Genomic DNA, 12,925 nt, shown 5'->3' with positions numbered 1-12,925 from the left:
CGTCCGGGTCACCCCGTGGACCGACCCCACCGCACAAGCGCCCCTCCCGATGGCACCGAGGGCAGCGGCCGTATGCCGGACTCGCGGGGTCCGGCGCGGGACCAGCGGCCGTACGCCGGACTCGCCGGGGCCTGTCGGCACGCGACGGAACGCGCCGAGAGCGGAGCGCCGGCACCTGAACGCAACCGGCAGCCACACCGCCCGCGCCGTCATCCTCCCGAGATCCCCGCCCCCTCCATCAAGCCGCTGACCTCCGTGCCGGGCGGGGTGAGGAGGAAGACGTTGCGGTCCACGCGGTGCATCCCGCTGCCCAGGCCGAAGACGACGCCGGTGCTGAAGTCGAGGACGCGCTTGGCGACGTCGCCCTCCGCGCCGGAGAGGTCCAGCAGGACCGGCACTCCGGCCATCAGGGTCTCGGCGACCTCGCGGGCGTCCGCGAAGACGTTGACGCGCAGGACCACGAACCGGCGCCGGGTCTCGGTCTCGGCGTCGGGCAGCGAGCGGTGGTTCACCGCGGACGGCCAGGCGTCCCGGCCCCGCAGCGGCACGACCTGGGCGAGCCCTTCCCACTGTTCATCGGTGACGTCGTAACGGCTCACCGGCTCCCCCCGACCTGACTCGCACTCAATCCCTGCACCAGCCAATTCTTACGCCAAGTCACCCGTTCGGCCCAACAACGACACGGTCCGCGACCGGGGCGGACGGGCCTCCCGGGGATGAGACGGGAGCATATATCCGGTATTCGGCTGGTTCTTACCGGGCTCATACCCGACTCTTCACCGGCCTCCCTGCCCCGCTCACCCGTCACCGTTAGCGTCCCGTGCCGTGCACTTGGCAGAAACACAGCAGGTGACACCCGGTCGGCGGACATCGTCGGCGGTGTCCGCCGCCCCGGGGGCCCGTGCGGAGGTGCCGGACGGCCCCGCGCACTGGCACCGCGTGCTGACGCTCCTCGCCGACGTGAGCCTGTTCATCGGCACCCGGTCGGTGTGGACCCAGGCGGCCACGCACCGGCTGGTCCTCGCGGGGGTCATCTCGGTCTGCTACGCCGTGATCCTGGCGACCGGCGTGCTCGCGCTCACGGTCCGCCGGACCCGCTCGCTGGCCCGCCTGGACCTGGTGGTGCTGGCGACCGCGGTCACCCTCACCCTGTGCGCCTGGGCGCTGAACCACGCCGGCGGCGACGAGGCGGCCCTCACCGCCCAGGCCGCGCGGGAACTCGTCGCCGGCCACCCGGTGTACGGGCAGCCGTGGCCCTGGCTGTTCCACGCCAAGGGCGTCGCGCTGACGCCGACCATGGACGGCGGGTACGACTTCACGTACGGCTATCCCCCGCTGGCCCCGCTGCTCACCGCCCCGCTGCTGTGGCTGGGCCACGGGGGCGCCCCGGCGACGGCGGCGGCGACGGGCGCGCTGGTCGTGGGCGCGGTGGTGCTGTGGCGGCTGCTGCCGGTGCCGTGGCGCTCTGCGGCGACGATGGTCTGCCTGGGCTTCGGCTTCCTGCCGATGTACGCCCGGCAGGGCTATCCCGCGATCATCGGCCTGGCGCTGCTGATGCCGGTGGTGGTGCGCTGGCCCCGGCTGGGCGCGCGCGGCCGGCTGGGCGCGGCCGGGGTCGCGCGGGCCGCGTGCCTGGGCGCCGCGTGCGCCGCCCAGCAACTGCCGTGGTTCGTCACGCCCTTCCTGCTGGCCGGGATCTACTCGGTGCGGCGCGGCGAGCTGGGCGGGCGGGCGGCGGCGCGGGTGACCTCGCGGATCGCGGGGGTCGCGGTGCTGACCTGGTCGCTGGTCAACGTGTACGTCGCGGTGCGCGCGCCCGGGCCCTGGCTGCGGGGCATCGCCCTGCCGCTGACCCAGGGCGCGGTGCCGCACGGCCAGGGCCTGGTGGACGTCTCGCTGTACTTCACCCACGGCAGCGACCGGCTGGACTGGTACGGCCACGCCGGCGTGCTGCTCGCCGCCGCGCTGCCGGCGGTGTTCACGCTGTTCGTCCGGCGGCTCGGGCCGGCCGCGACCGTGCTGCCGTGGTGCGCCTTCTATCTGGCGACGCGGTCCCAGGACGGCTACTACCTGATGATGACCCCGCTGTGGCTGGCGTCGGCGGTCACCGCGCCGCTGCCGGAGTTCGCCCACGCCTGGCAGCCGCGCCCCCGCCCGCTGACCGGCCCGCGCCGCCGGCCGGCGCTGGCCGCGACCGTCGTGGCGCTGGTGACGCCCGCGCTGGTGAGCGCGGTCCTGGCGGCGTCGGGGACCCCGCCGCTGCGGATGGACGTCACGGCGGCCCGGCACTCCTCGGCGCGGACCCTGACCCGGCTGACCCTGCGGGTCGCCAACACGGGCGGTGTCGCGCTGACCCCGCACTACATGCTCACCACCGGCCAGGGCATGAGCCGGTACTGGTCGCTGGTACGTGGCCCGGCCACGCTTGCCGCGCACAGCACGGCCACCGTCGAGCTCCGGGCGCCCTCGGGCGCCTTCACGGTGCCCGTGAAGAGGGGCACCCGGCTGCGGCTGCGCGCCTTCACCGGGAGCCCGCAGACGCTGTCCACCCGGGACGTGCGACGGGCGGAACTGGGTCTCCAGGGTCAGCGCGCCGGCGCGTGAGGCGGTCGGTACCGCGCGCGGCGAAGGTGATCCCCGGGGTACAAAAAGGGACAACAGGTAGACGCGAGACCTCGGCGCGGCTCGCCGGCACCGTCCGCCAGGCCCTCGCCGACTCCATGGGTCCCGAGCAGCGCGCGGCCTGGTACGCCCTCGTACCGGACCTGGAGGGCGAGGCCCGCTGAGCCTCCGGACGGGCTCCCCGGTACCGGAGCGGCACAGGTCACAACCGCAAGAAGAGAAACCTCACAGCCTCCGCTGCGCCTAGGCTTCAGCGGCCTGCCCTAGCATCCGACCCATGACGGTCCTGCCTGACGACGGGCTCTCACTGGCCGCCGAGTTCCCTGACGCGACACATGAGCAGTGGCAACGCCTGGTCGAGGGCGTACTGCGCAAGTCGGGCAAGGAACTTACCGGCGCGGCAGCTGAGGACGCCCTGTCCACGACGCTGGAGGACGGGCTGCGCACCCGGCCCCTGTACACCGCGCGCGACGGCGCGCCCGACCCCGGCCTGCCGGGCTTCGCCCCCTTCGTGCGGGGCAGCCGCCCGGAGGGCACCATCACGAACGGCTGGGACGTACGGCAGCGGCACACGGCACTCGCCGACGGCACGGACGGCGCCGTGCTCGCCGACCTGGAGAACGGCGGCACCTCCCTCTGGCTGGTGCTGGGCGAGGGCGGCATCCCCGTCTCCGAGCTGGGCCGCGCCCTCGACGGCGTCTACCTCGACCTGGCGCCCGTCGTCCTCGACGCCGGCCGCGACACCGAGCAGGCCGCCGAGGCCCTGCTGCGGCTGTACGCCGAGAAGGGCGTGGACGCGCGGTCCGTACGCGGCAACCTGGGCGGCGACCCGCTCGGGTACGAGGCCCGCACCGGCACCCCGCTCGGCTTCGCGCCGTACGCCGCGCTGGCCGCGCGGTGCGCCGAGGGGTACCCGGGGCTGCGCGCGCTGACCGTGGACGCGCTGCCGTACCACGAGGCGGGCGGCTCGGCCGCGCAGGAGCTGGGCGCCGCGCTGGCCACCGGCGTGGCCTACCTGCGGGAGCTGACCGAGGCCGGGCTGACGGTCGAACAGGCCGCCGGACAGCTGGAGTTCCGCTACGCCGCCACCGCCGACCAGTTCCTCACCATCGCCAAGCTGCGGGCGGCCCGCCGGCTGTGGGCCCGGGTCACCGAGGTCTGCGGATCGCCCGGTGCGCAGGTGCAGCACGTGGTGACCTCGCCGGTGATGATGAGCCGCCGCGACCCGTGGGTGAACATGCTCCGCACGACGGTCGCGACGCTCGCCGCGGGGGTGGGCGGCGCCGACTCGGTGACCGTGCTGCCCTTCGACCACGCGCTCGGGCTGCCCGACGCGTTCGCCCGGCGGATCGCCCGCAACACCTCGACCATCCTGATCGAGGAGTCCCACCTGGCCCGGGTCATCGACCCGGCGGGCGGCTCCTGGTACGTCGAGCGGCTGACGGCCGAACTCGCCGAGGCGGCCTGGCAGTTCTTCCGGTCCATCGAGCGGGACGGCGGCCAGGCGGCCGTCCTGCGCTCGGGCCGGCTGCGCACCGATCTCGCGACGACCTGGGCGGAGCGCTCCAAGCGGCTCGCCAAGCGGCGTGAACCCATCACCGGGGTCAGCGAGTTCCCGCTGCTGGCCGAGAAGCCGGTGGAGCGCGAGGCGGCGCCCGAGCCGCCGTCCGGCGGTCTGCCGCGCGTACGCCGCGACGAGGCGTACGAGGAGCTGCGCGCCCGCTCCGACGCCCATCTGGCGGCGACCGGCGCCCGGCCCCGGATCTTCCTCGCCACGATCGGCTCCGCCGCCGAGTACACCGCCCGCGCGACCTTCGCCGCGAACCTCTTCCAGGCCGGCGGCATCGAACCGGTCACCGAGGGCGGTTTCGAGGACAGCGGCGCGACGGAGGCCGTGCTGTGCTCCAGCGACGCGCTCTACGCCGAACAGGCCGAGGAGACCGCGAAGTCGCTGCGCGCGGCCGGTGCCCGGCATGTGTTCCTGGCGGGCCGGGGCGACTACTCCGGCATCGACTCGTACGTCTTCGCGGGCTGTGACGCCGTGGATGTGCTGTCCGCGACCCTCGACCGCATGGGAGTGTCCTGATGGGAATCCCCGACTTCTCCGGCATCGAGCTGGGGACCCCGGTCGCCGACGCCACCGACGGCGAGTGGCGTGCGGCCCTGAAGCGGGCCACCGGCGGCGCCGAGCCGCTGTGGGAGACCCCGGAGGGCATCGGGGTCAAGCCGCTGTACACCGGCCGTGACCTGGAGGGCCTGGACTTCCTGGGCACCTACCCGGGGATCGCGCCGTACCTGCGCGGCCCGTACCCGACGATGTACGTCAACCAGCCCTGGACGATCCGCCAGTACGCGGGCTTCTCCACCGCCGAGGAGTCCAACGCGTTCTACCGGCGCAACCTGGCGGCGGGCCAGAAGGGCCTGTCGGTCGCCTTCGACCTGCCCACCCACCGGGGCTACGACAGCGACCACCCGCGGGTGACCGGTGACGTCGGCATGGCGGGCGTGGCCATCGACTCGATCTACGACATGCGGCAGCTGTTCGACGGGATCCCGCTGGACAAGATGACCGTGTCGATGACGATGAACGGCGCCGTGCTGCCGGTGCTGGCGCTGTACATCGTGGCGGCGGAGGAACAGGGCGTACCGCCCGAGAAGCTGGCCGGGACCATTCAGAACGACATTCTGAAGGAGTTCATGGTCCGCAACACCTACATCTATCCGCCGAAGCCGTCGATGCGGATCATCTCCGACATCTTCGCGTACACCTCGCAGCGGATGCCCCGCTACAACTCCATCTCCATCTCCGGCTACCACATCCAGGAGGCCGGAGCCACGGCCGACCTGGAGCTGGCGTACACGCTCGCGGACGGCGTGGAGTACATCCGGGCGGGCCGCGAGGCGGGCCTGGACGTGGACGCGTTCGCGCCCCGGCTGTCGTTCTTCTGGGCGATCGGCATGAACTTCTTCATGGAGGTCGCCAAGCTGCGCGCGGCCCGCCTGCTGTGGGCGAAGCTGGTGAAGCAGTTCGACCCGAAGAACACCAAGTCGCTGTCGCTGCGCACACATTCGCAGACCTCGGGCTGGTCGCTGACCGCGCAGGACGTGTTCAACAACGTCACGCGCACCTGTGTGGAGGCGATGGCGGCGACCCAGGGCCACACCCAGTCGCTGCACACCAACGCCCTCGACGAGGCCCTGGCCCTGCCGACCGACTTCTCGGCGCGCATCGCCCGCAACACCCAGCTGCTCATCCAGCAGGAGTCGGGCACCACCCGGGTCATCGACCCGTGGGGCGGCAGCGCCTACGTGGAGCGGCTCACCTACGACCTCGCCCGCAAGGCCTGGCAGCACATCCAGGAGGTCGAGCAGGCGGGCGGCATGGCACAGGCCATCGACGCCGGCATCCCCAAGCTGCGCGTGGAGGAGGCGGCGGCCCGCACCCAGGCCCGCATCGACTCCGGCCGGCAGCCGGTGATCGGCGTGAACAAGTACCGGGTCGAGACCGACGAGGCGATCGAGGTCCTCAAGGTCGACAACTCCTCCGTGCGCGCCCAGCAGATCGAGAAGCTGCGGCGGCTGCGCGAGGAGCGGGACGAGGTCGCGTGCCGGGACGCGCTGGACGCACTGACCCGGGCCGCCGACGGCAACGACAACCTGCTGGAGCTGGCCGTGCGCGCGGCCCGCGCCAAGGCGACCGTCGGCGAGATCTCCGACGCCCTGGAGAAGGTGTACGGGCGGCACGCGAGCCAGATCCGTACGATTTCCGGCGTGTACCGCAACGAAGCAGGCCAGTCCCCGTCCGTGGACCGCACCCGGGCCCTGGTGGACGCGTTCGAGGAGGCCGAGGGGCGCCGGCCGCGCATCCTGGTCGCCAAGATGGGCCAGGACGGCCACGACCGCGGCCAGAAGGTGATCGCGACCGCCTTCGCCGACCTCGGCTTCGACGTCGACGTCGGCCCGCTGTTCCAGACGCCGGAGGAGGTCGCCCGGCAGGCGGTCGAGGCGGACGTCCACGTGGTCGGCGTGTCCTCGCTGGCCGCCGGTCACCTCACCCTCGTCCCGGCGCTGCGCGAGAAGCTCGCCGAGGAGGGCCGCGAGGACATCATGATCGTGGTCGGCGGGGTGATCCCGCCGCAGGACGTGCCGACCCTGCTGGAGATGGGCGCCACGGCCGTGTTCCCGCCCGGGACGGTGATCCCGGACGCGGCGTACGACCTGGTGCGGCGGCTGTCGGCCGACCTCGGCCACGAGCTGTAGGGCCGCGATGGCCCCGATCGATCTCGACACGTATGTGAAGGGTGTGCTGGACGGGAAACGGGCCCTGGTGGCCCGCGCCATCACGCTCGTCGAGTCCACCCGGCCTCAGCACCGGGCGCTGGCGCAGCAGTTGCTCACCGAGCTGCTGCCGCACAGCGGCCGGGCGCGGCGGATCGGCATCAGCGGGGTGCCCGGCGTCGGCAAGTCGACATTCATCGACGCGTTCGGCACGATGCTGACCTCGCTGGGCCACCGGGTGGCGGTCCTCGCCGTCGACCCCTCCTCCACCCGCACGGGCGGCTCCATCCTCGGCGACAAGACGCGGATGGAGCGCCTGGCGGTCGACCCGGCGGCCTTCGTCCGGCCCTCCCCCAGCGCGGGCACGCTGGGCGGGGTCGCGAAGGCCACCCGGGAGTCGATGGTGGTGATGGAGGCGGCGGGTTACGACGTGATCCTCGTGGAGACCGTCGGCGTCGGCCAGTCCGAGACGACGGTCGCCGAGATGGTCGACTCCTTCCTGCTGCTGACACTGGCCCGCACCGGCGACCAGTTGCAGGGCATCAAGAAGGGCGTGCTGGAGCTGGCCGACGTGATCGCCGTCAACAAGGCCGACGGCCCGCACGAGCGCGACGCCCGTGCCGCCGCCCGCGAGTTGGCGGGCGCGCTGCGCCTGATGCACGGCAAGGACGCGTTCTGGACTCCGCCGGTGCTGCACTGCAGCGCCCGCGAGTCGACCGGCCTCGACACGGTGTGGGAGCGCCTCGAACAGCACCGGTTGCTGCTCGACTCCACCGGCCGGCTCGCCGCCAAGCGCCGCGACCAGCAGGTCGGCTGGACCTGGGCGATGGTCCGCGACGAACTCCTCGGCCGCCTGCACTCCGACCCCGCGGTCCGCGCGACCGCCCCGGACCTCGAACAGCAGGTCAGGGACGGCCGCCTGACGGCGACGCTGGCGGCGGAACGGATCCTGGCGGCGTTCGAGGGCCGTACGCCGCCCGCGTCCGGCAGCTGAGCGGGTCGGGCCCGCCGCGTCGGTGGACGTGGCGGGCCTGTCGCGGGGGCGGTGGTCCTGAGCGGGTTTGGCGCAAACTGCTCCTGGTGACCGCTGCCATGGTTAAGATCCCGGAAGTTGACGCACAGTCATAGTCCGGGGGGCGGGGAATGAGGATTCGCATTCTGGCGGACGGCGACGAGGAGTCGCTCGTGGACCTCCAGTCATGGCTGTCGGCCGATCCGGGTACGGCCCGACTGGGCGTCGCCACGGTCTCGGGCGACGGTCCCACGATGAATGCGCTGGAGGCACTGGACATCGTCCTGGGACATGGGGTGGACATGGCCAACTTCGCCCTCGCCTACGCGTCATGGCGTTCCGTCAAGCGTGATGAGCAGTCCGCCCCGGCCGACGGTGGGGCGGGAGCGCGCATCCTGGTGCACGGGGACAGCACGGTGGACATCGGCCACCTCACCCCCGAGGAACTGGCCGACCTGCTGCGCCGCCTGAACGGCACCGGCACGGGGACGGACGCGTGACGCCGGACGCCGGCCGTTCCCGTGCGGTCGTCTTCGGCGTCCACGACTTCCGCGACCTGCCCCGGCTGGAGGGTGTCCGCCACAACGTGCCCGCCCTGCGGGAGCTGCTCACCAGCGCCGACGTCGGGGGGCTGGCGGAAGGGGACTGCACCGTCGTACCGCACGACGGGACGCCGCAGCAACTGCTGGACGCCCTGCACGACGCCGCGCAGGAGGCGACCGATCTGCTGCTGGTCTACTACGCCGGACACGGCCACTTCGGCGGCCGCGACCGCCAGTTCCTGCTCGCCACCAGCAACTCCAGCGGACAGCGGCCCTACCACTCGGTCAAGTACAGCGACATCCGCGACCTGGTCGCCGGCTCCCCCGCACAGCGCAAAGTGGTCGTCATCGACTGCTGCTTCAGCGGCCGGGCGCTGTCCATGTCGGACGAGCAGACCCCGACCCAGCTGGACACGGAGATCACCGGCGCCTGCGTGCTGACCTCGGCCGCCGAGACGGAGCGTTCGCTGTGCCTGCCGGACGGAAGCGTCTTCACCCTGGAGCTGACCAAGCTGCTGCGCGAGGGACTCAGCGGCGAGCTGACCGGCGGGCGCCTGGGCGAACACCTCCCCGAGCTCACCATGATCGACGTCTTCAACGCCCTGCACACCAGGCTGCACGGCAGGATGGTCGACGGCCACCGCGTACCCCAGCCCAGGATGAGCACCCGCGACCTCGGTCACCAGATCGTCCTCGGCCGGAACCGGGCCTACACGGGTCCGCCGACGGGCGGTGCGGAGGGTGCCTCGGAGGAACACCCGTGGGTGACGGCGACGCGCGACCACCCCTTGTGGAACTACGTCACCGACGAACGCGGGCTGCTCTCGTTGCGCGACACCGCCACCGCGCTCGTCGCCCGGGCGGCCGCCGCGTCGGAAGAGGACGGTGAGGTGCTCGGCGGTGACCCGTGGCGCTCCCCGGCCTTCACCGACAGGGTGGCCGAGTGGACCGACAGCCTGCTGCTCGACAGCAGCCTGCGTCCGGACGAACTGGAGCTGTCCGCCGCCGAGGTGTTCCTCCTCGTCACGCACCCCTACCTGCACGCGGCCTTCTGGCGGCAGAACGCAAGTCGCTTCAGCTCGATCGGGCCGACGGTGCTGGCCGAGGCCCAGAGCTCCGCGCCGGCCCGGCGGAGTTACGACCTCTTCCTGCGCAAGAACCACCCCCGGCTGGTACGACGCGCCCTGCGCAGCAACGACCCACGGGCCGCCGAGGCCATCGGCTGGTGGCTGTTCCACCGGTGGCTCGTCCTGGAACCGAGGCTGTACGACCCCTCAGCCGCGGAGACTCTGCTCGACCACCTCGCCGTGCCTCTGGGGGAACACTCACCCCGGGAACGCAGGCTCGTCGAGGACGTCCTCGATCCCCGCCTGATCTCCCGGCTGTTGCGCGCCCCCCAGCTCACCGGACCGCCCGAGCGGGCCGACGCGATGCCGCGCAGCGTGGGAGTGGCGGAGACCGCCCAGCGTGTCAGGGCGCACCAGCTCGCGGAACTCCTGCGCATCGCCCACCTCTTCGCGATCGACCCGGTCGCCCTGCCGGAGGTGCTGGTGGATCACGTGGGCATCGGCTACGCCGTCGATCTCCTGGAACTGCACAGCACCCTGGACCGCTTGCGGTGGGAGGCGAACGGACGGACCCGGATGCTGAGCGCCATGTGCCACCATCTCGCCGTCGAACTCGGCCTGCGCCAGCACGCGGCCACCCTCGACACCCTGCTGGCCCGCATCGACATCCGCAGCGGCGACGGAGAACGGCCCGCCCTGCTGCGCAACCTCCCCCTGCACGTCACCGCCGAGCAGGTGACACCCGCCGCCGACGCGAGCGGCCGCTGGGCCTACGAGTCGACCGAGCTGCGTTTCCGGCTGGCCGACGACCGGATCCAGGAACTGCTGATGGGCGAGCAACTCTACGGGGATCCCGCGCTCGCCATCCGGGAGCTGTACCAGAACGCTCTCGACGCGTGCCGCTACCGCGGGGCACGCACCGAGTACCTCGGTGTCACCCGCGGTCAGCGAATGTCGTACCAGGGCGCGATCACCTTCAGCCAGGGGGTGGACGAGCAAGGCCCGTACCTGGAATGCCGTGACAACGGCATCGGCATGGGCGAGGCGGAGCTCCGGGACGTCTTCTCCCACGCGGGCATGAGCTTCGCGGACATGCCGGAGTACATCGAGGAGAAGGCGCGCTGGGAGGAGCACGGCATCTCCATGCACCCCAACAGCCAGTTCGGCGTCGGGGTGCTCAGCTACTTCATGCTGGCCGACGACATCACCGTGACGACCTGCCGGCTCACCCCTGACGGCTTGCCGGGCGAGCACCTGCGCGTCGAGATCGCCGGGCCCGGCTCCCTTTTCCGCATCCAGCGCCTGGAACGCTGTCCCGACGCCTACACCAGCGTGCGCCTGCGGTTCCGCTCGTCCGACGTCACCTCGTGCGTCGACGTACTGCGCCGCATCCTGTGGATCTCCGAGTGCGAGGTCACGGCGAGCGACGACCGGGGGGAGAAGGAGGTCTGGAAGCCGAACGTCCTCGGCGACAGTGCGCCCCTGGACGCAGCCGACCCCTACGACCCGAGCGCCGAGCGAAACCCGGACGCCGTCGTGGTGGAAACCTCGACCCCCGCGGTGTGGTGGTGCAGCACCAGGGGCGCGGTCCTGGCCGACGGCCTGTGGGCCGGGGAACACCGCTTCGGGGCCGTGGTCAATCTGTCGGGCAAGGACACCCCACGCCTCACGGTGGACCGGCGGCGGATCATCGACGTGGACACCGCCGAGACCGAGCGGTTGCTGCGCCAAGAGATCCCCAGCCTCCTGGCCGCCGGGGATGCCGTCTTCCGGCACGACTGGCTGGCGTACGTGCTGAAGGAAAGCCCTGAACTCGCCGACGAGATCTTCGCCGAAGCGGTGCGGGTCGGTTTCACACCGTGGCGGATCGCGGGGCGGGAGGTGGACATCAGGAAGAGCGGGTACTACCCACCGGACGACCACATGGTCGACTCATCACCGCACGGTAGATGGGTCAGTCCGTCCGGTACGCCGGCGACGGTCGACGAATTCCGGATCGAGGCTCTGACCGACGCGGGCTTCTTCCCGGGTTTCGTCGTCAGCCGGCCGTCGGGCCGGGCCCTCCCCGTGCCGTCGGACATCTATGCTCTGGTGCCGCAGTGGGACCCGGCCAGGCGGATCCCGCTCTGGGGAGAGTCAGCGGTCTGGTACGACTCCGCGGTGAGCATCGGGCTGATAGCCCGGGCCGCCGGTAGGACGGGGTGGTCGTTCCAAGAGGTCATCGCTCGTCTTGAACGACTCGGTCTATCGGCCCCCGCCACATCGGTGACCCGCCTCGAGCCCGACGATCTCCGCATCATCAGCGAGCGTTTGTCCATCGACTCATCCTGGCTGGATCCCGGCGATCCCGTGCACCCGGCTCACGTCCTCGAAGCCGCGGACGTGACCGGACACAGCCCCGAGCACGTCGTCAGCCGTCTGACCGAACTCGGCTATCGCGTGGCCACGGATCCGATGCCGCGACCGGAACCCCACGACCGGCTCATACTCAGTCTCGACCTGGACCGGCAGCAGCCCTGGCTCGACCTGGAGAGCCAGGTCAGCAGCGCTCACCTGGTGCTGGCCGCCGGCAGGACGGGGCTGTCCACCGAGGAGGTCGCCGCTCGCCTCAGGCAGTTCGGCTTCTCGACCCCCACCACACCTGTGTCCTCACTCGAACCCGACGATCTCCGCATCGTGAGCGTGAACGCCACAGGAAGAGAGCCCTGGCTCGACCCCGCCCGGCCAGTGCACCCGGCGCACGTCATCCTGGCCGCGGCTACGACCGGTCACAGCGCCGACCACGTCATCGGCCGCCTGACCGAACTCGGCTACCACATGGGCATGCTCCCGACACCTCTGCACGAACCCGGCGATCTGCGGATCCTCAGCAAGGACTGCACCGAGCAGGCGCCTTGGCTGGACCCCGGTACGGCGGTTCACCCCGCGCAGATCGTGAGGGCCGCCTGTGTCACCGGGCGCACGATCGACTACGTCACCTCGCGTCTCGCCCAGTTCGGATTCCGCACCGCCAGTCAGGCGCCGCCCACGGAACCGGACGACATTCGCATCCTCAGCCGCGATCTGGACGGGGAACCACCCTGGGTCGACTACGACCAGCCGGTCGAGCCCCCTCACATCCAGCGCGCCGCCGAAGCGACGAACCGGTCCCCCCAAGCCGTTCTCGCCCGGCTGGAAGAACTGTCCTTCAGGCTGCACGACGCGGTGGCACTGATTTTCTGAGGCCCTGCAAGCTTGACGGACGTGCGGTGGTGGGGGGGGGGGGGGGGGGGGGGGGGGGGGGGGGGGGGGGGGGGGGGGGGGGGGGGGGGGGGGGGGGGGGGGGGGGGGGGGGGGAGGGGGGGTGGGGGGGGGGGGGGGGGGGGGGCGTAACACGGATCGACGAGGTCGCCAGGGGCGTTCCG

8 protein-coding genes are annotated in these 12,925 nt (G+C 72.1%); 7 read left to right on the top strand and 1 reads right to left on the bottom strand.

Translation table 11 applies throughout. The annotated features are described in order from the left end of the window. Positions 1-209 precede the first annotated feature (209 nt). On the bottom strand, positions 210-599 hold the full coding sequence (locus ACZ4U1_RS11730; RefSeq protein ID WP_189298640.1) for a cell division protein SepF: 390 nt from the start codon (positions 597-599) through the stop codon (positions 210-212). A gap of 280 nt (positions 600-879) precedes the next feature. Here ACZ4U1_RS11730 and ACZ4U1_RS11725 point away from each other — a divergent pair, with 280 nt between their 5' ends. The 7 genes from ACZ4U1_RS11725 to ACZ4U1_RS11695 all read left to right on the top strand — a co-directional run bounded on the left by ACZ4U1_RS11725 (position 880) and on the right by ACZ4U1_RS11695 (position 12,743). After that, complete coding sequence (locus tag ACZ4U1_RS11725) at positions 880-2,604, top strand: hypothetical protein (RefSeq protein WP_467902345.1); 1,725 nt, start codon at positions 880-882, stop codon at positions 2,602-2,604. Further along, positions 2,601-2,786: a hypothetical protein gene (locus tag ACZ4U1_RS11720; protein ID WP_467902343.1), complete on the top strand. Its 186-nt coding sequence runs from the start codon at positions 2,601-2,603 to the stop codon at positions 2,784-2,786. The genes ACZ4U1_RS11725 and ACZ4U1_RS11720 overlap by 4 nt, the downstream gene beginning before the upstream one ends. Before the next feature lie 113 nt (positions 2,787-2,899). Further along, complete coding sequence (locus ACZ4U1_RS11715) at positions 2,900-4,708, top strand: methylmalonyl-CoA mutase family protein (protein ID WP_467902341.1); 1,809 nt, start codon at positions 2,900-2,902, stop codon at positions 4,706-4,708. Next, the gene (gene scpA, locus ACZ4U1_RS11710; protein ID WP_467902339.1) at positions 4,708-6,882 is read left to right on the top strand and encodes a methylmalonyl-CoA mutase; all 2,175 of its coding nucleotides are present in this window, start codon (positions 4,708-4,710) and stop codon (positions 6,880-6,882) included. Before ACZ4U1_RS11715 ends, scpA begins: the two co-directional genes overlap by 1 nt. A 7-nt stretch (positions 6,883-6,889) precedes the next feature. Then, complete coding sequence (gene meaB, locus ACZ4U1_RS11705; protein ID WP_467902337.1) at positions 6,890-7,894, top strand: methylmalonyl Co-A mutase-associated GTPase MeaB; 1,005 nt, start codon at positions 6,890-6,892, stop codon at positions 7,892-7,894. Between the two features lie 149 nt (positions 7,895-8,043). Next, positions 8,044-8,412, top strand: a complete 369-nt coding sequence (locus tag ACZ4U1_RS11700; RefSeq protein WP_467902335.1) for an effector-associated constant component EACC1 — start codon at positions 8,044-8,046, stop codon at positions 8,410-8,412. Next, positions 8,409-12,743 (top strand): caspase, EACC1-associated type, encoded by a 4,335-nt coding sequence (locus ACZ4U1_RS11695; RefSeq protein WP_467902334.1) that lies wholly within the window; start codon positions 8,409-8,411, stop codon positions 12,741-12,743. Before ACZ4U1_RS11700 ends, ACZ4U1_RS11695 begins: the two co-directional genes overlap by 4 nt. Positions 12,744-12,925 lie beyond the last annotated feature (182 nt).

This window comes from Streptomyces sp. NPDC028928 (genome assembly GCF_055564915.1).
This window is presented reverse-complemented; position numbering and strand designations above follow the sequence as displayed.